Source organism: Reyranella sp., assembly GCF_050185545.1.
GTDB lineage: Bacteria > Pseudomonadota > Alphaproteobacteria > Reyranellales > Reyranellaceae > Reyranella.
This window is the reverse complement of sequence record NZ_JBFWZI010000005.1, coordinates 75,829-98,104: the sequence shown is the minus strand read 5'-3', so window position 1 is coordinate 98,104 and position 22,276 is coordinate 75,829. Positions and strand designations below refer to the sequence as shown.

General features: G+C 67.8%; 21 protein-coding genes. 11 read left to right on the top strand and 10 right to left on the bottom strand.

Annotated elements, in window-relative coordinates; all coding sequences use genetic code 11:
- On the top strand, positions 1-1,068 hold a 1,068-nt coding region (locus tag AB7O82_RS02720; RefSeq protein WP_428618618.1), incomplete at its 5' end, for a tetratricopeptide repeat protein.
- Positions 1,069-1,095: 27 nt separating this feature from the next.
- On the top strand, positions 1,096-2,235 hold the full coding sequence (locus AB7O82_RS02715) for a mandelate racemase/muconate lactonizing enzyme family protein (protein WP_428553316.1): 1,140 nt from the start codon (positions 1,096-1,098) through the stop codon (positions 2,233-2,235).
- Between the two features lie 80 nt (positions 2,236-2,315).
- Here the strand turns inward: AB7O82_RS02715 and AB7O82_RS02710 are convergent, their stop codons facing one another.
- The 3 genes from AB7O82_RS02710 to AB7O82_RS02700 form a co-directional block, all read right to left on the bottom strand.
- Positions 2,316-3,914 carry a GMC family oxidoreductase gene (locus tag AB7O82_RS02710; protein WP_428618616.1) on the bottom strand — a complete coding sequence of 533 codons (1,599 nt, stop codon included), beginning with the start codon at positions 3,912-3,914 and terminating at the stop codon, positions 2,316-2,318.
- 243 nt (positions 3,915-4,157) lie between these two features.
- Complete coding sequence (locus AB7O82_RS02705) at positions 4,158-4,961, bottom strand: aspartate dehydrogenase (RefSeq protein WP_428618613.1); 804 nt, start codon at positions 4,959-4,961, stop codon at positions 4,158-4,160.
- Entirely contained in the window at positions 4,958-6,232 is a 1,275-nt protein-coding gene (locus AB7O82_RS02700) for an amidase (protein WP_428618610.1), read from the bottom strand. Before AB7O82_RS02700 ends, AB7O82_RS02705 begins: the two co-directional genes overlap by 4 nt.
- 78 nt (positions 6,233-6,310) lie before the next feature.
- Between AB7O82_RS02700 and AB7O82_RS02695 the strand changes: the two genes are divergently transcribed.
- The 4 genes from AB7O82_RS02695 to AB7O82_RS02680 all read left to right on the top strand — a co-directional run bounded on the left by AB7O82_RS02695 (position 6,311) and on the right by AB7O82_RS02680 (position 9,827).
- Entirely contained in the window at positions 6,311-6,919 is a 609-nt protein-coding gene (locus AB7O82_RS02695; protein ID WP_428618608.1) for a 2-hydroxychromene-2-carboxylate isomerase, read from the top strand.
- Entirely contained in the window at positions 6,916-7,461 is a 546-nt protein-coding gene (locus AB7O82_RS02690; RefSeq protein WP_428553304.1) for a VOC family protein, read from the top strand. The genes AB7O82_RS02695 and AB7O82_RS02690 overlap by 4 nt, the downstream gene beginning before the upstream one ends.
- A 99-nt stretch (positions 7,462-7,560) precedes the next feature.
- On the top strand, positions 7,561-8,169 hold the full coding sequence (locus AB7O82_RS02685; RefSeq protein WP_428618605.1) for a pyridoxamine 5'-phosphate oxidase family protein: 609 nt from the start codon (positions 7,561-7,563) through the stop codon (positions 8,167-8,169).
- A 212-nt stretch (positions 8,170-8,381) separates the two neighbouring features.
- Positions 8,382-9,827 carry a flavin-containing monooxygenase gene (locus tag AB7O82_RS02680; RefSeq protein WP_428539100.1) on the top strand — a complete coding sequence of 482 codons (1,446 nt, stop codon included), beginning with the start codon at positions 8,382-8,384 and terminating at the stop codon, positions 9,825-9,827.
- A 195-nt stretch (positions 9,828-10,022) separates the two neighbouring features.
- Here AB7O82_RS02680 and AB7O82_RS02675 read toward each other — a convergent pair whose 3' ends face one another.
- The 3 genes from AB7O82_RS02675 to AB7O82_RS02665 form a co-directional block, all read right to left on the bottom strand.
- Complete coding sequence (locus AB7O82_RS02675; protein WP_428539102.1) at positions 10,023-10,439, bottom strand: RidA family protein; 417 nt, start codon at positions 10,437-10,439, stop codon at positions 10,023-10,025.
- Positions 10,440-10,801: 362 nt separating this feature from the next.
- Complete coding sequence (locus AB7O82_RS02670; protein WP_428618602.1) at positions 10,802-13,945, bottom strand: efflux RND transporter permease subunit; 3,144 nt, start codon at positions 13,943-13,945, stop codon at positions 10,802-10,804.
- A gap of 19 nt (positions 13,946-13,964) precedes the next feature.
- Positions 13,965-15,101, bottom strand: a complete 1,137-nt coding sequence (locus tag AB7O82_RS02665) for an efflux RND transporter periplasmic adaptor subunit (protein WP_428618600.1) — start codon at positions 15,099-15,101, stop codon at positions 13,965-13,967.
- A gap of 95 nt (positions 15,102-15,196) precedes the next feature.
- Between AB7O82_RS02665 and AB7O82_RS02660 the strand changes: the two genes are divergently transcribed.
- The 5 genes from AB7O82_RS02660 to AB7O82_RS02640 all read left to right on the top strand — a co-directional run bounded on the left by AB7O82_RS02660 (position 15,197) and on the right by AB7O82_RS02640 (position 18,764).
- Positions 15,197-16,612: a hypothetical protein gene (locus AB7O82_RS02660; RefSeq protein WP_428539108.1), complete on the top strand. Its 1,416-nt coding sequence runs from the start codon at positions 15,197-15,199 to the stop codon at positions 16,610-16,612.
- 194 nt (positions 16,613-16,806) lie between these two features.
- Complete coding sequence (locus AB7O82_RS02655) at positions 16,807-17,454, top strand: glutathione S-transferase family protein (RefSeq protein WP_428539110.1); 648 nt, start codon at positions 16,807-16,809, stop codon at positions 17,452-17,454.
- A 4-nt stretch (positions 17,455-17,458) separates the two neighbouring features.
- Complete coding sequence (locus AB7O82_RS02650; RefSeq protein WP_428539112.1) at positions 17,459-17,842, top strand: ArsR/SmtB family transcription factor; 384 nt, start codon at positions 17,459-17,461, stop codon at positions 17,840-17,842.
- Positions 17,839-18,318, top strand: coding sequence for an SRPBCC family protein (locus AB7O82_RS02645; protein ID WP_428539114.1), 480 nt, complete (start codon positions 17,839-17,841; stop codon positions 18,316-18,318). Before AB7O82_RS02650 ends, AB7O82_RS02645 begins: the two co-directional genes overlap by 4 nt.
- Complete coding sequence (locus tag AB7O82_RS02640; RefSeq protein ID WP_428539116.1) at positions 18,318-18,764, top strand: SRPBCC domain-containing protein; 447 nt, start codon at positions 18,318-18,320, stop codon at positions 18,762-18,764. The genes AB7O82_RS02645 and AB7O82_RS02640 overlap by 1 nt, the downstream gene beginning before the upstream one ends.
- Before the next feature lie 262 nt (positions 18,765-19,026).
- On the opposite strand, the gene AB7O82_RS02635 is transcribed toward AB7O82_RS02640, so the two are convergent.
- From AB7O82_RS02635 to AB7O82_RS02620, 4 genes are all read right to left on the bottom strand, one after another.
- On the bottom strand, positions 19,027-19,857 hold the full coding sequence (locus tag AB7O82_RS02635; protein WP_428539118.1) for a universal stress protein: 831 nt from the start codon (positions 19,855-19,857) through the stop codon (positions 19,027-19,029).
- Positions 19,858-19,944: 87 nt separating this feature from the next.
- Positions 19,945-20,391: a TIGR01244 family sulfur transferase gene (locus AB7O82_RS02630; RefSeq protein ID WP_428539120.1), complete on the bottom strand. Its 447-nt coding sequence runs from the start codon at positions 20,389-20,391 to the stop codon at positions 19,945-19,947.
- 6 nt (positions 20,392-20,397) lie between these two features.
- Complete coding sequence (locus AB7O82_RS02625; protein ID WP_428539122.1) at positions 20,398-20,994, bottom strand: VUT family protein; 597 nt, start codon at positions 20,992-20,994, stop codon at positions 20,398-20,400.
- 88 nt (positions 20,995-21,082) lie between these two features.
- Positions 21,083-22,201 (bottom strand): MFS transporter, encoded by a 1,119-nt coding sequence (locus AB7O82_RS02620; protein ID WP_428618596.1) that lies wholly within the window; start codon positions 22,199-22,201, stop codon positions 21,083-21,085.
- Positions 22,202-22,276 lie beyond the last annotated feature (75 nt).

Below are 22,276 nucleotides of genomic sequence, written 5' to 3'. Positions count from 1 at the left end.
GCGGTGGCGCTAGCACCCGGCGACGCCGACGCCCATGCCAACCGCGGCGCCACCCTGCTCGGGCTGAAGCGGTTCGACGAGGCGCTGGCCTGCTATGACCGCAGCCTGGCGCTGCGCCCCGGCGAGGGCGAGGCGGCATGGAACAAGGCTCAGCTGCTGCTGCTGCGCGGCGACCTGGTGCAGGGACTGCCGCTCTACGAGGAGCGTCGGCGCAAGCCCGAGTTTCCGTCGGTGGGCGATGCGGCCGTGCCGTCGTGGCGCCCCGACATGGCGCTGGCTGGCCGGACGGTGCTGGTCCATTGGGAGCAGGGCATGGGCGATACCATCCAGTTCTGCCGCTATCTGCGCCCGCTGGCAGCGCAGGCGGGCCGCGTCCTGTTCGCACCCCACCGGCCCCTCGCCGCCTTGATGCATGGCCTCGGGCCGGGACTCTCGATCGTCGATCCCGACGATCCGGCGCTCAGCTACGATCTCAGGCTGCCGCTGCTCAGCCTGCCGCTGGCTTTCGCCACCACGCTCGACACCATTCCCGGCGACGTGCCGTATCTCGGCGCCGAGCCGGAGCGGGTCGAGCGCTGGCGGCGGCGCCTCGGCGAGGGCGGCCTGCGCATCGGCATCTGCTGGCAAGGCAATCCGAGCCTGGTCGACCGCGGCCGCTCCTTCCCGTTGGCCGCACTGGCGGGGCTGGCGCGCCGGCCTGGCACGCGGCTCATCAGCCTGCAGAAGGGGCACGGCGTCGAGCAGTTCGCCGCGCTGCCGGACGGCATGACGGTCGAGACGCTGGGCGGGGATTTCGATGCCGGGCCGGACGCCTTCCTCGACAGTGCCGCCGTCCTGCAAAGCCTCGACCTCGTAATCACCTCGGATACCGCGATGGCCCATCTCGCCGGGGCGCTGGCCCGTCCGGTGTGGGTGGCGCTGAAGCAGGTGCCCGACTGGCGCTGGTTCCTCGATCGCCCGACCAGCCCGTGGTACCCGACGATGACGCTGTTCCGCCAGAAGCAGCGCGGCGACTGGGCGGGCGTGTTCGACGAGATGGCCGGGCGCCTCTCGGACCGGCGACGATAGAAGGCGAGACGTTAGAAGGGGCACGACATGAAGATCGTCGACGTCAAGGCTTACCCGACCAGCTTCCGCGTGCCGAAGGAGCGGCAGGTGTCGCTCGGTATCGGCACCATGACCAAGCGCGATTGCGTGATGGTGAAGGTGACGACCGAGAGCGGCCTCACGGGCTGGGGCGAGAGCCATCATGCACGCTCGCCGGGCAGCATCGGCCATCTGATCAACACGACGCTGAGGGGCTTCGTGGTCGGCATGGACGCCAGCGACACGGCCGGCATCTGGGCGCGGATCTACAAGTTCCAGCTCGGCAGCCACGGCATGGGCGCCGCCACCGCCATGGCGATGAGCGGCATCGACCAGGCGCTGTGGGACATCAAGGGCAAGGCCGTGGGCTGGCCGCTGTACAAGCTGCTGGGCGGCAGTTCCCGGCCGGTGCCGGCCTATGCCGGTGGCATCTCGCTCGGCTACCAGGCACCGGAGGCGCTGGTCGCCGAGGCGATCCCGATGGTCGAAGCGGGCTATCGCGCGCTGAAGCTCAGGATCGGCGATACGGTCAGCAACGACATCGCGCGCATGTCGGCGATCCGCCGCCACTTCGGCGACGACATCGCCATCTTGACCGACGCCAACACCGGCTACTCGGTAGCCGACGTGCGCCGCGTCATGCCGGCGATGGACGAGCTCGACATCGGCTGGCTGGAGGAACCGTTCCCGGCGCACGACCATCGCTCCTACGCCGAGGCCAGGGGTTTCGGCACCACGCCGTTCGCCGCCGGCGAGAACCACTACACGCGGTTCGAGTTCCATCGCGTGATCGAGGACGGAGTCATCACCATCCTGCAACCCGACCTGTCGAAGAGCGGCGGCATCACCGAGGTCCAGCGCATCGCCGCGGCGGCCTCGATGTGGAAGCTGCCGATCCATCCGCACAGCTCGATGACCGGGGTGAACCACGCCGTGTCGATCCATTTCCTCGCTGCGATCGACAATGGCGGCTACTTCGAGGCCGACCTCTCGGTGGCCAACAAGTTCCGCGACGAGCTCGGCAGCGAACCGTGGAAGATCGGCGTCGACGGCTGCGTCCGTCCCCTCGACAAGCCCGGCATCGGCGTCGAGATCGACGAGGCGTTCCTGGCGGCACACCCGGTGATCGAGGGGCCGGGGTACGTTTAGTCTTCTCTTCCGGACAGCGGGCGTTCCGCCCGCTCATGATCATGAGCGGGCGAGACGCCTGCGGTCCGCATGAGAAGAAATCACCCCGCCGCGATCAGATCCGACGCCTTCTCGGCGATCATGTTGGTGGCGGCATAGGTGTTGCCCGACACCATGCGTGGCATGCAGGAGGCGTCGGCGACGCGAAGGCCGGTGAGGCCGATCACGCGCATGCTCTGCGGATCGACCACCGCCAGGGGATCGGCGCCGAGCTTGCAGGTGCCGACCGGATGGTAGGTCGTCGAACCGGTGGCGCGCGCATGCGCCATCCACTGCTCGTCGGTCTGGCAGTCGGGCCCCGGGAAGTTCTCGCGGATCACGTAATCGGCGAGCGGTTTGGTGGCCAGCAGCTTGCGCAGATATTTCATGGCCGCCAGCAGGGCATCGCGGTCGGTCTGGACGGCGAGATAGTTGGGCTGGATCTCCGGCTTGGCCATCGGGTCGGACGACAATGCCTTCACGTGGCCCGTGCTCTCGGGGCGAAGCTGCGAGGCGCCGAGGGTCATGCCCGGCACCGTGTCGAGCACCGCGGTGCCGTAGCTGCCGCCGGGATAGCTCGCCGGCGCGAAATAGAGCTGCATGTCGGGCGACTCGAGTCCCGGCCGTGTCCTGAAATAGCCGCCGGCGTGGCTCGGGCTGCTCGTCAGCAGGCCCTTGCGCGCGATGGCGTAGTGCAGCACCTCGCCGACCAGCCGCAGCCCGCGGCTGCGCTCGTTGAGCGAGCCCGCGCCCTTCACCAGGGCTGAGACGCGGATGGCGTAGTGGTCGCGGAAATTGTAGCCGACGCCGGGCAGGTCATGCTTCACCGGCACGCCGATGGCGGCGAGATCCTCGGGCTTGCCGATACCGGAGATCTGCAGGAGCTGCGGCGTGTTGATGGCGCCGCCGCACAGCACGACATCGCGCCGTGCCCTGATCTTGTGAACCTGGCCGTTCCGGCGATAGGTGATGCCGACCGCCCGCTTGCCGTCGAGATCGACCGCCTCGGTCATCGCGCGCGTGACGACCTCGAGATTGGGGCGGCGCAGGATGGGACGCAGGTAGGCATCGACCGGGCTCCAGCGCCGGCCACGCTTCATCATCTGCTGGTAGAGCAGCGTGCCTTCCTGGTCGCCGCAATTGTAGTCAGGCGTGCGCTTGAGCCCGAGCGCCTCGTTGGCTCCCATGTAGGCGATGCAGAGCGGATGGGGGTCGCGCTGATCCTCGATGGTGAGCGGCCCGCTGCGGCCGCGCACGTCGTCGCTGCCGCCGATCCGCGATTCGGCGCGCTTGAAGTAGGGTAGCACGTCGGTCCACGACCAGCCGCGGCAGCCCAGCTGCGCCCACATGTCGTAATCCGCTGCCTGGCCGCGCACATAGAGATGGCCGTTGATCGAGCCCGAGCCGCCCAGCACTTTTCCGCGCGGGTACTTGATGCGGCGGTTGTCGATGAACGGCCCGGGCGCGGTCTCGTAGCCCCAGTTCAGCCTGGCGTCGTAGACGGTCTTGTTGAAACCGGCGGGGATCTTGATCCAGATGTTGCTGTCGTTGCCGCCCGCCTCGATCAGCGCCACCGTGTGCCGGCCCGACTCGCTCAACCGGTTGGCCAGCACGCAACCCGCCGCGCCAGCGCCGACGATGACGTAGTCGAATTCGGTCATGGTGGATTCTCCCGGTTCATTGAGCGTTCATTCAAGCTCCTCCCCAGTGAAGCTGGGGAGGCTCTTCGCTGGGAGCGCGCCACTCCTGTGGCGCTCATGGGATGTGTGATCAACGAGAAGAGCGCCACAGAAGCGGCGCGCTCCCAGCCATGACCCCTCCCCCTCCGCCCCGTATGACGGGGCACCTCCCCAGCGAAGACGCTGGGGCGGCGAGAAAGACGGCCTCTGCACGACGGCAATCTCCTACGCCGCAACCACCAGCGTCGAGGCGAGCTGGCGCACCGACTTCACCATGGCCATCGCCACCAGCTTGCCGGTCTTGCGGTTCTCCTCGCTGATCGCGACGTCTTCCCTGAAGGTGAAGCGGCCGAAGGCGCCCGCAGCCTCGAGCTCGACGATGTGGGTGTCGATGGTCGGATCGGCGACGATCACCACGCGCGTGCGGTCGAGCCCGAGCCCGGCGATCGCCGCCGCGGCCGAGATGTTGACGTTCTGCGGATAGAGCCTGGCGCCCTCGCGCACCGGGCCGTCGAACACCACGTGCGGTTGCTCGAGCGCATCGAGATCGACCAGCGTCTCGGCGATCGTGCCCTTCCAGGCCGACGGGTCCTTGCGCACCGTGACGGTGACGCTGTCGAGGCCGCCCACCGCGGCGCTGCTCAGGATATCGAGCGCGCCGATGCCGGCCGAGGGCAGGATCAGCCGCTTGCCGTTGGCGCGGGCGACGGCGAGCAGGCGCTCGAACAGCGCCGTGTCGGTGAAGGCGCCGACCGAGGTCGCCAGGAAATCGGCGCCGTTCTCCAGCACGCGCTCGCCGTGGCGGCGCACCGCCTCGTGGCCGGCACACTCGGCGACGGCATCGAATTCGTGGGCGAAGAAGCGGTCGGGCTCGTGGGTCAGCAGGCCTTCGTCGCGGGGCCGCTTGACCAGCACCGCCACCAGCTCGGCATTGTCGATGCGCGCGGCCTCGATGTGACGGCCGATGGCGCCGTAGCCGATCAGGCCCAGGCGGATGGGGCCCGGACGAAGGGATCCAGGGGCGGTCACGCGAGCTTCTGCTCGACCCAGCGCGCCCAGCTGATCAGCTGATCGTCGCTGCCGAGCGGGCCGATCAGCTGCACCGACAGCGGCAGGCCGAACGGGCCGGTGTTGAACGGCAGGGCGATGCAAGGCGCGCCGAGCAGGGTCCAGAAGCGGTTGAACAGCGGATCGCCGGTGCTGCCGAGACCGGACGGCGCCTCGCCCTTGGCCGACGGCGCCAGCAGGATGTCGAACGACTGCCAAGCCTCGGCGAGCTGGTCGAGGCACTGGCGCTTCAGCTTCTTTGCATCGGCATACTGGCGGCTGGTTACCGCGTCGCCCTCGATCATCACGCCCGCCATGATCGGCGAGAACAGATGCGAGAAGCGCGCGCGCTCCTTGGCGTAGGACTGCGTCGCCTCCCGGGTCATGACGCGATGCTGTGCCGGGACGAGGCCGGTCCATGCCTTGGGCGCCACCCACTCGCGCACCCTGGCGCCGGCCGCCTTCAGGGTGCGCGCGGCGAGCTCGATATTCTTGCGGTTGTGCGCCTCGGCCTGGTCCCACCACGGCGTGCGCATCAGGCCGATGCGCGGCGCCTGCTTTGCGGGATCGGCGGCGGCGTGGCCGTAGGCGGCGCGGATCAGGGCGAGGTCATTGGCCTCCCGGACGAAGAAACCCAGCGTATCGAGGCTGGGCGCAAAGGGCTTGATGCCCGCCATGTCGGCCCAGCCGTAGGTTCCCTTGTAGGCGACGACGCCGTTGAACGCGCCGGGCCGGATCACCGAGCCCGCGGTCTGCGTGCCGTAGCCGACCGGCGCCATGAAATCGGCGACGGCGGCGGCCGAGCCCGACGACGAGCCGGCCGGCGTATGGCGGAGATTGTGCGGGTTGTGGGTCTTGCCGGCATGGCCGCCGGCGAACTCGGTAGTCACCGACTTGCCGAGCACGATGGCGCCGGCCTTGACGAGCTGGGTCACGCAGGCGGCGTCCTTGCCCACAACGTGGTCGCGATAGATCGGCGAGCCGCAGGTGGTGGGCATCGTCCTGGTCGCGATGATGTCCTTCACCGCCAGGGGGATGCCATGCAGCGGCCCGACCGGCCGGGCGCGCTTGTCGAGCTGGTCGGCGCGCTTGCGGGCGCCGTCGGGATCGAGCGCCTCCCAGGCATGGACCTGGCCCTCGCGCAGCTCGATGCGGTCGAGGCAGGCCTCGACCAGGTCGCGGGCCTTGAGGCGCTTCTCGGCCATCTGCCTCACCGCGGCGCTGGCCGAGAGCCGGTTGGGCGATTTCGCCATGTGCACTTTCCCCCGGGGTGTCGTTCGGGCCATGATGGCCGAGCAGGGACGCAAAGAACAGCGCCGCCGAGGTGAGAGATGGCCGACGACGCGATCGATTTCTGGTTCTCGACCGGCAGCACCTACACCTATCTCACGGTGTCGCGGCTGGAGCAGGTCGCGGCGGCCCAAGGGGTACGCTTCAACTGGCGGCCCTTCAGCGTGCGCGCCATCATGCAGGAGCAGAACAACAGACCGTTCGCCGGCAAGCCAGTGAAGATGGCCTACATGTGGCGCGACATCGAGCGGCGCGCGGCGATGTACGGGCTCGCCGCCAAGGTGCCGGCGCCCTATCCCCTGAAGGAATTCGATCTCGCCAATCGCGTCTCCCTGCTGGGACTCGCCGAAGGCTGGGGCAAGCCCTACATCGTGGCGAGCTACCGCCGCTGGTTCGTCGACGGGCAGGAGCCCGGCCTCGAGCCCAACCTGTCGGCGAGCCTCGCCGAGGCCGGCCAGCAGACGGCGCGCGCCGTTGAGCGGGCCGGCGGCGATGATGTCGCCGAGCTCTACGAAGCGGCCACCGACGAGGCACGCAAGCTCGGCGTGTTCGGTTCGCCGAGCTTTGCCGTACGAGCAGAAGTGTTCTGGGGCGACGATCGGCTCGACGATGCGCTCGCCTGGTTCCGACACGGGAGTCTCAAGCCATGACTTTGCCCTTTGCCGTCCGCAAGCTCGGCCACGTCGTGATCAACGTCGCCGACCTCGAGAAATCCAGACGCTTCTACACCGAGGTGCTGGGCTTCCGGCCCACCGACATCTACGGCGACGACAAGATGCCGGGCGGCATGGTGTTCCTGCGCTGCAACGGCGATCACCATTGCCTCGCGCTGATCGGCGGCGCGCCGCCGGCCGGCGAAGCCAGGCGCACCCTGCATCACATGGCCTTCGAGCTGGCGACGCTCGACGAGGTGTTCCGCGCCCGCGATCATCTCAGGCGGCATGGTGCGAAGATCGTCTACGAGGGCCGCCGCCGCGCCGGCTGCCAGGTTTCGGTCGAGTTCCTCGATCCCGACGGCCATCACCTCGAGCTGTTCTGGGGCCTCGACCAGATCGGCACCGACGGCCGCGTGCGCCCGGCCGACGAATGGCGCCAGACGGCGACTTTGGAAGACGCCGTGCGCTTCGCGCCGCCCGGCCAGGACACGACCTTGCACGACGCCAGCCTGAAGCGCGCCGCCGCCGCCGAGTGATGCCCTCGGCAGGCACGTGGCCAGCGGGATGGCGCGCCGACGGCCGATGGTAAAGGCCGCCGACGTTCGGCTTGGGCAATTGGCAGGCTGGAGACCTCGATGACCGACACGATCATGTTTCATGAGGGCAATCGTGCGCTGCAGGATCAGTTCGACAGTCGTCGCATCGCCGATCGGCTCGAGGAGACGCGCCTGCGGCGCCAGCTCTCGCCGCAGGATCGCGCTTTCGTCGAAGGGGTGATGTTCTTCTTCCTGGCGACGGCGGACGCGCAGGGCCGGCCGGACTGTTCCTTCAAGGGCGGCACGCCGGGCTTCGTGCAGGCGATCGCGCCCGACGAGATCGCCTTCCCCGACTACGACGGGAACGGCATGTTCAAGAGCCTGGGCAACATCCTGGTCAATCCGTCGGTGGGGCTGCTGTTCATCGACATGGGCGAGAAGCCGCGCCGGCTCAGGGTCAATGGCGAGGCTCGGGTCAGTCGCGACGATCCGCTGATGGGGCGCTTCGCCGGCGCCCAGCTGCTGGTGCGGGTCAAAACCCGCGCGATCTTTCCCAACTGCCCGCGCTACATCGTGACGCCGGGTGCCCACGAGCCCTCGCAATATGCGCCGCGCCCCGACTACCATCCGCCCGAGCCGCCGTGGAAGGGCTTCGACGATCTGAAGGACTACGTCCATCCACGGCAGCCGACGCCGAACGGGGAGTGAGATTGCCGGGAGCGCGCCGCTCCGATGGTGCTCATGGGATGTGTGATCAACAAGAAGAACGTCATCGGAGTGGCGCGCTCCCGGTGCATGACTGAACTTCATGCTCTTCCGGACCGATCGCTCAAGCTCATGAGTGAGCGAGACGCTCGCGGTCCGGAAGACGATGAAGGGTAGCAGTGGTTGAGCCAGCACTTTCTTGCTAGGGCCACGGCATGACCAAGCGTTTCGCCATCATCGGCGCCGGCATGTCGGGCATCCTGGCCGGAATCAAGCTCAAGGAGCGCGGCATCGCGGATTTCACCATCCACGAGAAGGCGGCGCGGCTCGGCGGAACGTGGCGCGACAACACCTATCCGGGTCTGTCGTGCGACGTGCCCTCGCACGTCTATGCCTACTCGTTCGAGCTGAAGGGCGACTGGTCGCATCGCTTCTCGCCGGGGGCGGAGATCCAGGGCTACTTCGAAGGCGTGGCGCAGAAGTACGGGTTGGCGCCGCACTTCCGCTTCGACAGCGAGATCGAGCGCGCCGTGTTCCGGGACGGGCGTTGGCACCTTACGGCCAGGGACGGCACGACCGATGTCGCTGACTTCGTGATCTCGGCGACCGGCGTGCTGCATCATCCGGCCTGGCCCGACATAGCTGGCCTCGAAGATTTCGCCGGTGCGCGTTTCCACTCGGCGCGCTGGGACCATTCGGTAGCGCTGGATGGCAAGCGGGTCGGCGTCATCGGCACCGGCTCGACGGCTATCCAGATCGTCCCGGCGATCGTCGATCGCGTGGCTCGGCTCACGCTCTTCCAGCGCACGCCGCAATGGGTGCTGCCGCTCGCCAACCCGGCCTACAGCGAGGAAGAGAAGGCGATGTTCGTCGCCTCGGCCGAGCGGCTGCGGCAATCCTACGACTACTGGGCGGCACGCTTCATCGACACCTTCGCCCGCGCCGTGATCGGCGATCGGGAGGAGATGGCCAAGATCGAGAAGGCCTGTCGCGACAACCTGCTGGACAACGTCCACGATCCGGCGCTGCGCGCGCTCCTGACGCCGGACTATCGCGCGGCGTGCAAGCGGCTGATCATGTCCGACACGTTCTATCCGGCGATCCAGAAGCCCAATGCTTGCGTGATCGCCGACGGCATCGAGCGCATCGAGCCCGCGGGCGTGCGCACGCGCGACGGGACGCTGCATGCACTCGACGTGCTGGTTCTGGCGACGGGCTTCGATGCCCACGCTTTCGTGCGGCCGATGGACGTGGTGGGCGATGGTGGCAGGCGCTTGGCCGACGCGTGGAGCGACGCCAACGAAGCCTATCGATCGGTCGCCGTGCCAGGCTTTCCCAACTTCTTCATGCTGGTCGGCCCGAACAGCCCGATCGGCAATTTTTCCGTGATCCAGATCTCCGAGCTGCAGATCGACTACATCCTGCAGCTCGTCGATCTCGTGCGCTCGGGCAGATGCCAGGCGGTGGCGCCAAGCACCGAGGCTACTCGGCGTTTCAACGCGGACCTGCGTGAGGCCATGAAGGGCACTGTGTGGGTCAGCGGTTGCCGCAGCTGGTACCTCGACAAGAACGGCAATCCGGCGCTCTGGCCGTGGAGCTTCGACCGCTTCCGCGACGAGATGCGCGCGCCCGATCTCGCCGACTTTGCGCTGACGGCGTAGGCTCATGTCCTCCCCAGCGTCGCTGAGGAGGTGTCACCGTCTTACGATGACGGAGGGGCCAAGGGTTCATGATTCGTGGGGCTCACGACCCCTCCGCCTGTCTGGGCGAAGCCGAAGCGGCTTCGCTGCGGCGAAGGCAAGTCGCCTATGACGGCGACACCTCCCCAACAAAGTTGGGGAGGAGAATGAGCAGTCTCACGAATTGACGACGGCCACTGCCTCGATCTCGATCATGAAATCCGGGCCGGCAAGGCGCGTGACGCCGACCGTCGTGCTGGTCGGAGTTGCCACACCGAAGTAGCGCATGCGCACGTCACCGCACTTTTGAAATTCGTCAAAGTCGGTGACGAAAGTATTGGTCTTCACCACGTCCGCCCATGTCGCGCCGGCCGCCTTGAGGCATCGGTCGAGGTTTTGGAAGGTCTGCTCCATCTGGGCGCGCATGTCGCCCTTGCCGACGCAATTGCCGTCGATATCGCGGGCGAGCTGACCCGCAATGTAGACGATCTTGCCGGTGCCGCTGACCGTCACGACGTGCGAATACGAAGGCTGCCCGTGGGACATCCTGACATTCATTCCTTCGGGCTGGAATCGTTCGATCTTCAAGGTCATCCGTACCCTCCATCCTGTTCATCCTCGCAGCGGGCGATGATACGCCTGTTGGAGACCCTTTCCCCTGGAGCTCATGGCTGGGGGCGCGCCACTCCAGTGGCGCGCCCATAGGCGCTAACTTTGGCCGGTCCAGCAAAGTCCTCATCCTGAGGAGGTCGCGTAGCGACCGTCTCGAAGGATGCGCGACAGACCAGATCGCTGGAATAGCGGTGCTGCAACATCGGATTTGTTGCCGACCAAAGGGCGAAGGTTACTTCGCCCGAATCGAGACGCGGCCTCCAGGCCGCTCCTCAGGGTGAGTGGCGCGCCCCCAGCGCACCTTCATGGGAGACACCCGGCACGCCAGGGCAGGCGCAGCCGGGCTACGAGGATTTCGGCTCAGCCGGCGCCTTACGGCCAAAGCTCTTCACCTTCTCGCGGAACGTCTGGAAGGCGACGTAGAGGCCGGGGATGACGAAGATGCCGAGCATCGAGGCGGCGATCATGCCGCCGAACACCGCGGTGCCGACGGCGCGCTGGGTGGCGGCGCCGGCGCCCGAGGCGATGACCAGCGGCACAAGGCCGAGGATGAAGGCGAACGAGGTCATCATCACCGCGCGGAAGCGCAGGCCCGCCGCGGTGGTCGCGGCGGTGACGATGTCCTTGCCGTGGGCGCGCTCCTCCATGGCGAACTCGATGATCAGGATGGCGTTCTTGGCCGCGAGCGCGATCAGCACGACGATGCCGATCTGGGCGTAGATGTTGTTGTCGAGCCCGGCCAGGAACAGCGCGCTGACGGCACCGAACAGGCCGACCACGACCGACAGCAGCGCGGCGATCGGGATCGCCGTGCTCTCGTAGAGGCCGACCAGGAACAGGTAGGCGAACACCACCGCCAGCGCCAGGATGAAGCCGGTCTGGCCGCTCGCCGCCTTCTCCTGCAGCGCCGTGCCGGTCCATTCGTAGCCGTAGCCCGCCGGCAGCGTCGTCCCGGCGAGCTTCTCCATGGCGGCGATGGCCTCGCCCGTCGAGTAGCCGGGCGCCGGCGCGCCGTTCACCACTACAGACCGCAGATTGTTGTAGCGTACGATCGACGACGGCGCGGTGATCAGCTCGACGTTGGCGACCGCCTGAAGCGGCAGCAGCTCGCCGTTCGACGAGCGGATGCGGACGCGGAAGATATCGTTGACGTTGCCGCGATCGGGGGCGTCGGCCTGTACCTTGACCTGCCAGGTACGGCCGAACAGGTTGAAGTCGTTGGTGTAGGTGCCGCCGAGCGTCGTCTGCATCGCCGAGAAGATGTCGGAGATCGACACTCCGAGCGCCTGGGCGCGCTCGCGATCGAGCTTGAGGTTGATCTGCGGCGTCGACGCGGCGTAGGTCGTGAACACCCCGGCAAGCTGCGGCACCTGCTGGGCCGACACCATCATGCCGCGCGCCACGGCGGCAAGGTCGACCGGCGGCGCGCCGGCCAGCGACTGCACCACGAACTCGAAGCCCGACGAATTGCCGAGACCCATGATCGGCGGCAGGTTGAACGGGAAGACATTGGCCGAGGCGATCTGGGCGAACGCCGCACTCATCTCCTTCAGCGCGTAGAATACCGTGAGCCTGCTATCCTTGCGCTCGGCGAACGGCTTCAGGGCGACCACGACCAGGGCGCGGTTGGACATATTCAGGCCATCGAGCAGGCTGTAGCCGCTGACGGTGAACACGCTCTGCAACCATGGTTTGCCGACGAGCTTCTGCTCGACCTCCTGGATCGAGCCCAGGGTGCGGTTGGTCGAGGCGGCGTCGGGCAGCTGCAACTCGGCCATGAAGGCGCCTTGGTCCTCGTCGGGCAGGAAGCCCGAGGGCACCAGGCTGCCGATGCCGCCGGTCGCCAGGATGAAGCCGCCGACCAGCAAGAGCGCGATGAAGCCGCGGCGGGCAATCGGCGTCACCACCCGGACATAGCCGTCGCGGCTCTTGTCGATGCCGTTCTGCAGCCATGCCATGACGCCCCTGGGCTTGCCGCGATGGCGCAGGATCAGCGAGCACAGCGCGGGCGACAGCGACAGCGCGTTAATCGCCGAGATCACCATCGACACCGACACGGCCACGGCGAACTGCTGGTAGAGCTGGCCGGTGATGCCGGGAATGAACGCTGTCGGGATGAACACCGAGAGCAGCACCAGGGTGATGGCGATGATCGGGCCGGTGACCTGGCTCATCGCCTTCTCGGTCGCCTGCGCCGGCGTGAGATCGGGCTCGTGCTCGAGGATATGCTCGACCGCCTCGACCACGACGATGGCGTCGTCGACCACGATGCCGATCGCCAGCACCAGGGCGAGCAGCGAGATGGTGTTGGCCGAGAAGCCCATCGCCAGCATTACCGCGAAGGTGCCGATCAGCGCCACCGGCACGGCGATGATCGGGATCAGGGTGGCGCGGAAGTTGCCGAGGAAGACGAACACGACGATCGCCACCAGCACGAACGCCTCGACCAGCGTATGGATCACGCTTTCGATGGTCGCCTCGACGAACACTGTGGTGTCGTACATGACGTCGTAAGCGACGTCGTCGGGGAAGCGCGATTCGAGCTCCTTCAGCGCCTGGCGCACGCCCTTGGCTGTGGCGAGCGCATTGGCGCCCGGCAGCTGGTAGATCTGGATGCCGGCGGCCGGCTTCCCGTTGTAGCGGCCGATCGAATCGCTGGACTTGGCGCCGAGCTCGACGCGGGCGATGTCCTTGATGCGCACCAGCGAGCCGTCGGGTTGGGCGCGCACCACGATGCTCTCGAACTCGCCCACCGTGGTGAGCCGCCCCTGCGTGGTGATGTTGAGCTGGAAGCCGACATCGTCGAGCAATGGCGCGGCGCCGACCAGGCCCACCGCAGCCTGGACGTTCTGCGCCTGGATCGCCTTCACCACCTCGTTGGCGGTGATGTCGAGGCTCGACATGCGGTCGAGATTCAGCCAGACCCGCATCGAGTAGTCGAGCGGGCCGAACAGCGTGGCGTCGCCGACGCCCGGCACGCGGCGCAGCGTATCGAGCAAGGTGATGGTCGAGAAGTTGGACAGGAACAGGCCGTCGCGCGTGCCCTTGGGCGAATAGATCGCCACGACCTGCAGCAGCGCCGACGATTGCTTCTTGGTCGTCACGCCGAGCCGCTGCACCTCGGGCGGCAGCAGGGCCAGCACCTGGTTGACGCGGTTGGTGACGTTGACGGTGTTGAGGTCGGGATTGGAACCGACTTCGAAGCTGACGGTCAGCGCGTAGCTGCCATCGCCGCCCGATGTCGACTTCATGTAGATCATGCGCTCGACGCCGTTGACCTGGCCCTCGATGACCTGGGCGACGCTCTCCTCGACCGCCTGCGCCGAGGCGCCGGGATAGGTGGCGGTGACCCGGACCTGCGGTGGCACGATGTCGGGGAACTGAGCCACCGGCAGGGCGGTCAGCGCCAGCAGGCCGGCGATGGTGATGACCGTCGAGACGACGAACGCCAGCCGCGGCCGGCGGATGAACAGTGACGAGATCGTCATTGGATCGGCTTCTTGGGGATCAGAGCTTCTTGGTCGTGCTGATCGGCGGCGCCACCGACGGCGCCACGGTCATGCCCTGGCGCACCCGCTGCTGGCCCTGGATGATGACCTTCTCGCCGGCTTTCAGCCCCTCGGTGATGGCCACCAGCCCGTTGCGGGCCACGCCGGTCTTGACGCGGCGCAGCTCGACCACGTTTTTGTCGTTGACCACGAAGAGATACGGCCCTGTCTGATCGAGGGCGATCGCCTGTTGCGGCACCGCGACCACGGTCTGCGGCTTCTCGGCCTCGAGGATCACCCGCACCGTCTGGCCATCGGTCAGGAACCCGTCCTTGTTGGGGAAGGTGGCGCGCACGATCTGGCCGTCGGTCTTCGGATCGACCGTGACGTCGATGAAGTCGAGCTCGCCCTTCTCGTCGTAGATGGCGCCGTCGGCCAGCCGCAGGCGAACGGTCAGCGGATCGCCCGCCGCCTTGTCGCGGCGCGCCTCGAGGAACTCGCGCTGGGTTACCGGGAACAGCACGCGGATCGGCTTCTCGCTCACCACGGTGGCCAGCACGCCGCTGTCGGGTCCGACGATGTTGCCGGGCGAGAAAGCGGCGCGGCCGATGCGGCCGTCGATCGGCGACTTGATCTCGGTGTAGGAAAGCTGGATCTCGGCGTCGCGCAGCTGGGCGCCGGCATCCTCCAGCTGCGCCTTGGCCTGCAGCTGCTCGCTCAGCCGCTGATCGTAGGTCGCCTGCGTGCCGGTGTTGGTGCGCAAGAGCTCGGCGGCGCGCTTGAGCTGCAGCTCGGCGTTGGTCAGGGCGGCGCGGGCGGCATCGCGCTGGGCGATCTTCTGGTCGACCGCAGCCTGATAGGGGTCGCGCTCGATGGTGAACACCACCTGGTCCTTCTTGACCTGGTCGCCGTCGGCGAACAGCCGCGGGCCGAGGAAGCCCTTGACCCGGGCTCGCAACTCTACCTTGTCGACGGCGGCGGCGCGGCCGATGAACTCGTATTGGTCGGCGATCGGCACGTTCTCCGCCGCCTGGACCAGCACCGCGGGCGGCGGTGCGCCCTGCTGGGCGCCGGCTCGCACGCCGGCGAGCGCCGGCAGCAGAATTGCCGCGACCAGCGCAAATACAATTGAGCGCCGCTCACGCATTGTCTTCATCCCCGCTCGTCCGTAACCTTCCCGGAGACTGCCTTAGTTCGATAATACGGTCACTGTATTTCCAGACCGCCGGGATGAAAGGAGTTGCAGCAGCTGTGGCGATCGTTCGCGCCCTCGTTCTCGCGCTGTCGCTGGCTCTCGCCGGCGCTTCGGCGGAGCTTTCCGCCCAGAATCGCAGCGATTTCGCGATTCCCGCCGAGTACGACAGCTACATGGCGGCGATCAACACGACGGACCCCCTCAAGCGCGCCACGGCGCTGGATGTGTTCATCCGCTGGTATCCCAACAGCGTGCTGAAGCTCGAGGCCTACGAGCAGTCGGTGGCGGCCTGGCAGGCCGCCGGCCAGCCGGCCAAGGCTGACGAGATCAGCGCCAGGCTGCTGCAGATCAATCCGGACAACGTGCGGGCGCTTGCCAACCGCGTGTTCGTCGGGCGATCCAAGGCGGCGCAGGGCGACAAGGCTGCGATGGCGCCCATGGTCGAGGCGGCGGAGCGCGGGCTGGTCGCCCTGGCCAGATGGCAGAAGCCCGTTCTGCTGACCGACGAGGCGTTTGCCCGCATCAAGGAGCAGATGGGCGCAGTGTTCAACGGCGCGCTCGGCTATGCGGCCTTGCAGGCCAAGGACTACGAGAAGGCGCGCCGTCACTATCGCGTCGCCGTCGCCGCCGAGCCCGACAATTTCCAGGACGTCTACCAGCTTGCCGTGTCGCAGCTCGAGGGTACGCCGCTCGATGCGCTGGGCTTCTGGTACGGTGCCCGGTCCATTGCCATCGCGCGCGCCGCCAAGAGCGATACCGCCGCCGCCGATATCGAGCGCTATGTCCGCTCGCGCTACCGCCTCTATCGCGGCAGCGAGGAGGGCTGGCCCGCGATCCTGCAGCGTGCCGCAGGCACCGAGCGCGCGCCGCCCGCGAATTTCGTCAAGTCGATCCCGCGCGCCCTGTCGCCGGCCGAGGCGGCCCTCGTCGTGGTCGAGGCGCACGACCCGAGCTCGCTCTCCTTCGCCGACTGGGCGCTGGTGCTGCGCCATCGCGACGCGTCGCCCGCCAACAAGGCGGCGGCCGAGAAGGTGTGGAAGGCGATCACCGAGCGGCAGGGCGAGAACACGAGGCTCAAGATCCAGGTCAAGGTCATCAGCGCGACGCCCGATATCCTCGAGGCCGCGATCACCGACATGGCGCAGGCCGCCAACATCGCCGATCTGCACATCGTCATGGCGTGGCCGCTGGCGCCGCTGCCGGCAGTCGGCTCGAAAATCGCCGTCATCGGCTCGCTGAGCGACTACCGACCCCAACCCTTCCGCTTCGTGATGACCAAGGCGGAGCTGGCGCCCGAATCGCTGCCGGTCGCCGGCGGTCCCTGCGCCGATCCGCGGCCACAGATGTGCACGCGCGACTATCGCCCGGCCTGCGGCCTGCGCCGCGACGGCACCCGGCAGACCTATGGCAACGCCTGCAGCGCCTGCAGCGATCCCGACGTCGTGACCCAGGCCGCCGGCGCCTGCCCGTAGGGCGAATTGCTGGGAGCGCGCCACTCCGATGGCGCTCATGGGGTGCGAAATCAACAAGAAGATCGCCATCGGAGTGGCGCGCTCGCAGCGGACCTCGACTGGTTGAGACTCCTGTTTTTCCCTCAGGCTCTTGAAACCGGCCGGCCAACTCAATACTTAAGTGTCAACTTAAGTATTAACAGATGCCGATCCCAATGACCCTCAGGCTCCATTTCCATCCGCTGTCTTCCTACTGTCACAAGGTCCTGATCGCGCTCTACGAGAACGAGACGCCGTTCGAGAAAGAGATCGTCGATCTCGGCAACGAGGCGTCGGCTGCGGCGTTCCGCAAGCTGTCGCCGGCCGGCAAGATGCCGGTGTTGCGCGACGAGGCGCGGAGCGAGACCGTGCCCGAGTCGAGCATCATCATCGAGTATCTCGGCCGGCACTATCCCGGCCGCATCGCACTCATCCCCGGCGACGCCGACCTTGCCTTGAGGACCCGTCTCGCCGACCGCTTCTATGATTGTTACGTGCATGATCCGGTGCAGCGCATCGTCGGCGACCGCCTGCGGCCGGCCGGCAAGGGCGATCCGTTCGGTGTCGAAACCGAGAAGGCGCGGCTCCGGCGTGCCTACGACCTGATCAATCAGGACATGGCGAGCAGGAGTTGGGCGGTGGGCGAGGTCTTCACCCTGGCCGACTGCGCGGCGGCAGCGCCGCTGTTCTATGCCGGCAAGCTGGTGCCGTTCGCCGACAGCCACAGGAATCTCGCCGCCTACTTCGAGCGGCTGACCCGGCGCCCGTCCTACGCCCGTGTCCTCGAGGAAGCCAGGCCCTATCTCTCGATGTTCCCGGGATAGGGCGATGGTGCAACCTGCCGCTCCGCTCGATCTCACTTTCCAGGCGCTCGCCGATCCGACCCGGCGGGCCATGGTCGAACGGCTGAGCCGCGGCCCCGCATCGGTCAGCATGCTGGCCAAGCCGCTTTCCATGACCTTGTCGGCGGTGGTGCAGCATCTCGCCATTCTCGAGGCCAGCGGCCTCGTGACATCCGAGAAGGTGGGACGCGTGCGCACCTGCCGCGTCGAGCCGCGCGCCCTCGACTCCGCCGAGAGGTGGATCAGCGAGCGCCGGGCGAGCTGGGAACGACGCTTCGATCGCCTCGACGCCCTGCTGGCCGAAACCGACCCCGCGACCAGACCCCGCACATCCAAACCCCTCACATCCAAATCCAAGAGAAGCAGATGACCAAGCGCAGCACGAGGCACGCCACCTTCACCATCGAACGCACCTTCGCGGCCACGCCCGCGCGCGTCTTCGCCGCCTATGCCGACGCCAGGTCCAAGGCGCGCTGGTTCGGCGGACCGGACGAGTGGGAGAAATCCAAACTGGCGCTCGACTTCCGCGTCGGCGGCCGCGAAAGCGTGAGCGGCGGGCCGGCGGGCGGCCCGGTCCATCGCTACAGCGCGCTCTACCAGGACATCGTGCCGGACCAGCGCATCGTGCTGACCTACGAAATTTACCTCGACGAGACGCGCATCTCGGTCTCGCTGGGCACGACGGAGCTCGAGCCGGCCGACGGCGGAACCCGGCTCACCTATACCGAGCAATCGGTCTTTCTCGACGGCTATGACGATGCGGGAGCCCGCGAGCACGGCATGCGCGCGCTGTTCGACAATCTCGTGGCGTTTCTCGCGCGATCGGCCGTCACCCCGGCATCGTGATGGAACGCATCGCGCAACACGGCACCATTCGACTCGAGCGCCGCTTCGCGGCGCCGCCGGCGCGTGTGTTTGCCGCCTGGGCCGACCCGGCGGCGCGCGCCAGGTGGGACGTGCCCGGCCGCTGGACGATCGCCCAGCAGACCCACGACTTTCGCGAAGGCGGACGGGAGGCCAAGCGCTTCGGGCCGGTGGACGATCCCCGCTTCGTCGCCGACACGCTCTATCTCGATATCGTGCCCTCGCGCCGCATCGTCTTCAGCTACTCGATGACCAGCCGCGGCATGCCGATCTCGGTATCGCTGACGACCGTCGAGCTCTCGGCTGCCGGCAAGGCCACCAGGCTGCTGCTGGTCGAGCACATCACGCTGCTCGACGGCAACGACACGCTCGCCAACCGCGAGGAGGGACTGGCCTCGATGCTCGACAAGATCGACGGGATCGTCTGAGGGTTTCACGTCGTCCTCCCCAGCCTCGCTGGGGAGACACCCAGCACGCCCGGCGCGCACCACGATGGTGAGAAAATGGGGCGGGTTACCGCCCCATTTCCGACGGAGAGGTCATGGCTGGGAGCGCGCCACTCCGATGGCGCTCATGGGATGTGTGATCGACAAGAAGAGCGCCATCGGAATGGCGCGCTCCCAGCGAAGAATCATGACCGGCGAAGCGGGCACCTCCCCCCTGCGTGGGAGGAAAGGTAGAGCCTCGTCCTCAGTGCGCCATCAGGAGCGGCACCCGGCAGGACGAGATGACCTTGGCGGTGGCGCCACCCATGCCGAGGAAGCTCATCACCTGGCCGCGGCCATAGGCGCCCATCACCAGCAGGCTGGATCCCTTGCCGTGCGTGTAGTCGAGCAGCGCGCGCCCGCGGGCGCGCGCCGACACCGCGCCGGGGTCGATGGCGTCGATGGTGGTCTTCAGTCCATGGCGGCCGAGATTGCGTGCGAGGTAGGGCGCACCGACATCGTCGGCCGTGCTGCCCACCACCAGGATGGTGATGTCCCTGGCCTGGGCGAGGAACGGCAGGGCATATTCGACGGCACGCGCCGCCTGGAAGCTGCCGTTCCAGGCGACGATCACCGACTCGAACGGCCCTTCGCCGGGATTGGGCGGCGCGATCATGACCGAGCGGGCGCACTCGTGGATCGCCGCCTCGACGGTGGCGGGCGCCACGTTCTCGGGATCGGCGCCCGGCCGACCCAGCACGATCACGTCCGAGCAGCGGCCCATCGCCACCAGGGTGTCGAGCGTCGCGGTCTTGGCCGCCGTGAAGGTCGCGCCCTTCACACCGGCGACGAGCTCCTTGTAGGCGCGCTCGCTTTCCTTGGCGCGCTCCTCGAGCCGTTCATCGTCGAGATTCATGATCAGCGGCATCGCCTCGCCGCTCATCGCCAGGCCGCCGATCATGCCGCCCGCCGGACCGACCGGCAGATGAAGCGCGTCCACCACGCCGTCGAACAGGCCCGCCACGCGCGCGGCGAGCTTGAACGACATGGCAGCGTCGGGGCCGCCTTCCGACACGGCCAGGATCGACTTGAACATCGAGAAATTCCCCCAAAACAAACGGACGCGATTAAGACGGGCGCACGCCCGGCATGCAAGCCGAGACTTTGGAGCACGACGGTCGGCTCACCGTCGCGCCGCCTGTGCAAGGGACACCATGGTTTCGGCTACCGGCTCGACGTTCTGGCCGGCACCCCGCGCAGCCGTCAGGACATCGCCCAGCGGACGACCGGCGGCCAGGGCAGCGGCGCCCCACAACAAGGCCGAGCGCAGGCCGCTCTTGCAGTAGACGACCACCTTGCCGGGCTTCTCCGCCAGCAGGTCGGCAAGCGCCCGCACCTGGTCGGGCGTGGCGCGCGGGCCGGAGAACGGCAGGTCGAGAAAGGCGAGCCCGGCGGCCTCGGCCGCCTTGGCGATATCGGCGGTGCGCGGCTGGCCAAACATCGCTTCGCCATCCGGCCGGTTGTTGACCACGGCAACGAATCCCGCCGCCGCGATCTCGGCCATGTCGATGGGTCGCAGCTGGCCGGAGACGGCCACACGATCGTCGAGCATCGGGAAGGACAGGGGCATGGGCTCCTACCGTGTGACGGTTCCGTGGGCGATCTCGCGCCGGCGGATCCAGTGGATGAAGGGCAGGGCCAGCAGCACCATCAGGAGCTTGCCGGCGACTTGGCCGGCGAGGAACTCCAGGCTGCCGAACGCGAGCCACAGGAAGAGAATGCTGTCGGCGATCGCGCCGACGACGCTGCTGGCCAGCACGGCGAGCACCAGGCCACGGGCCTGCAGCGGCGTGTAGACCGCGAAGTCGGCGAGCTCCGACAGCAGGAAGGCGGTGAACGAGGCAAGCACCAGCTGCGGCGGCGCCACGGCGCCGGACAGGGCGGCGCCCGCCACGATGGCTCCGAGCGCGATGCCGCGGCCGAGCCGGCGTTGCACCATGTCGCGCAGCACCAGGGCGAGCCCGATCATCAGCACGCCCGAGGGCGCCATCAACGGATGGCCATCCGGTCCCCAGGGCGCGACGGGCACGAGGCACGGCCCGTGCGGCGAGGCGCACACCGTCCCGACATGGCCGATCATCCAGTTGGCAGCCGGGATGCAGGCGAGAAACGCCAGGAAGTGACCCAGCGCCGCCGCCTTCTGCCGGTTGAACGTCATCTGTCGCCTGGTCATGCGGCCGGCTGGTTAGCAGGAGAGACGGCTGCGGGGAACCAGGAGCTAGAACTCATGCTCTTCCGGACCGCGAGCGCATGAAGGTTTCCTACCGCCGCACCAGGCAGAAATAGGCGGAGATCGCCAGCAGGGCGGCCAGCGCGGCGTAGAGCGGGGTCTGCGGCACGTTGAGGAACAGCCACGGCGCCGTCAGCGGGCCGACGGCGGCGCCGAAATCGCGCCATGTCGAATAGCTCGCCTGGGAGGAGAGCACGCTGCCGTGGCTGCGTTCGACCACGAGGACGGGGATCAGGGTGTTGAAAAGGCCGCGGGTCATGACGATGACCAGCGCGCCGATCACTTCGTGGTCGAGGGCGATCAACAGGAAGCCCGCCACGAGCAGGACGCCGTTCACCACCGAGAGACGGGCCGCGCCGAAGCGATCGCCGGCCCACCCGCCGACCGGTCCGGTGGTGATTTCCACCAGCCAGCGCAGCGCGAGCAAGGCCGCCGTGGCCAGGACCGGCGCGACGGACGTGATCGAGTCCTTCATCAGGAAGGCGAGCGTGAGGAGAAATACGCCGTCTCCCGTGAAGCCCATGGTGACGCCCCAGACCTCCAGGCGGTGCGGCACCGGCAGCCGGAAGCGCTTCTGTCCTGCCGGCTCTGCTGCGAGGCGCGGCAGCAGCAGGGCAGCGATCAGCGAGACCAGGGTCAGCCCGCCGAAGATCAGGAACACCGATTGCGGGCCGACTTTCAGTGCGATCCACGCACCGCCCACCAGCGAGGCGGCCTGGACCACGCCGATCGCGGCGCGACTCGCGCCCACTCGCTTGCCGGCATTCGGCCGGTCGCTGACGGCGTAGGCCAGCGTCGAGAGGTTGAGCGCAGCGTAGGAGACGCCCCACAGGATTCGCGCCGCCATCTGCAAGGCGGCGCTGTCGAAGAGGCCATAGGCGGTCGTGGAAATCACCGAGCCGGCGGCTGCCGCCACCATCAGCGTGTGCGGTCCGACCCGGTCGCCGATCGCGGCGACGCCGGAATTGGCGAGCAGGCGGATCCAGCGATTGAGTGACAGCAGCACGCCCACCATGGCGAGGCTGACGCCGAACTCCTCATGGTAGAGCGGCAGGACGGCATAGAGCAGCGTATCGCCGACCATGCCGAAAGCGACGACCAGGCCGGGAAGTGTCATGCCGACGGCCACGGCGCGGGTCGGGCTGGTCATTGGGGGTTAGGCATGACACTCATTGCCGGGAGCGCGCCACTCCAGTGGCGCTCATGCTCTTTTGGACCGCGGGCG

Coding starts and splice junctions, on each gene's coding strand:
- AB7O82_RS02640 (WP_428539116.1), top strand. CDS start 18,318: ATGGAACGCATCGCGCAACACGGCACCATTCGACTCGAGCGCCGCTTC.
- AB7O82_RS02680 (WP_428539100.1), top strand. CDS start 8,382: ATGACCAAGCGTTTCGCCATCATCGGCGCCGGCATGTCGGGCATCCTG.
- AB7O82_RS02700 (WP_428618610.1), bottom strand. CDS start 6,232: ATGGCGAAATCGCCCAACCGGCTCTCGGCCAGCGCCGCGGTGAGGCAG.
- AB7O82_RS02695 (WP_428618608.1), top strand. CDS start 6,311: ATGGCCGACGACGCGATCGATTTCTGGTTCTCGACCGGCAGCACCTAC.
- AB7O82_RS02625 (WP_428539122.1), bottom strand. CDS start 20,994: ATGACCAGGCGACAGATGACGTTCAACCGGCAGAAGGCGGCGGCGCTG.
- AB7O82_RS02685 (WP_428618605.1), top strand. CDS start 7,561: ATGACCGACACGATCATGTTTCATGAGGGCAATCGTGCGCTGCAGGAT.
- AB7O82_RS02630 (WP_428539120.1), bottom strand. CDS start 20,391: ATGCCCCTGTCCTTCCCGATGCTCGACGATCGTGTGGCCGTCTCCGGC.
- AB7O82_RS02650 (WP_428539112.1), top strand. CDS start 17,459: ATGGTGCAACCTGCCGCTCCGCTCGATCTCACTTTCCAGGCGCTCGCC.
- AB7O82_RS02645 (WP_428539114.1), top strand. CDS start 17,839: ATGACCAAGCGCAGCACGAGGCACGCCACCTTCACCATCGAACGCACC.
- AB7O82_RS02635 (WP_428539118.1), bottom strand. CDS start 19,857: ATGTTCAAGTCGATCCTGGCCGTGTCGGAAGGCGGCCCCGACGCTGCC.
- AB7O82_RS02710 (WP_428618616.1), bottom strand. CDS start 3,914: ATGACCGAATTCGACTACGTCATCGTCGGCGCTGGCGCGGCGGGTTGC.
- AB7O82_RS02620 (WP_428618596.1), bottom strand. CDS start 22,201: ATGACCAGCCCGACCCGCGCCGTGGCCGTCGGCATGACACTTCCCGGC.
- AB7O82_RS02655 (WP_428539110.1), top strand. CDS start 16,807: ATGACCCTCAGGCTCCATTTCCATCCGCTGTCTTCCTACTGTCACAAG.
- AB7O82_RS02690 (WP_428553304.1), top strand. CDS start 6,916: ATGACTTTGCCCTTTGCCGTCCGCAAGCTCGGCCACGTCGTGATCAAC.
- AB7O82_RS02670 (WP_428618602.1), bottom strand. CDS start 13,945: ATGACGATCTCGTCACTGTTCATCCGCCGGCCGCGGCTGGCGTTCGTC.
- AB7O82_RS02665 (WP_428618600.1), bottom strand. CDS start 15,101: ATGAAGACAATGCGTGAGCGGCGCTCAATTGTATTTGCGCTGGTCGCG.
- AB7O82_RS02675 (WP_428539102.1), bottom strand. CDS start 10,439: ATGACCTTGAAGATCGAACGATTCCAGCCCGAAGGAATGAATGTCAGG.
- AB7O82_RS02715 (WP_428553316.1), top strand. CDS start 1,096: ATGAAGATCGTCGACGTCAAGGCTTACCCGACCAGCTTCCGCGTGCCG.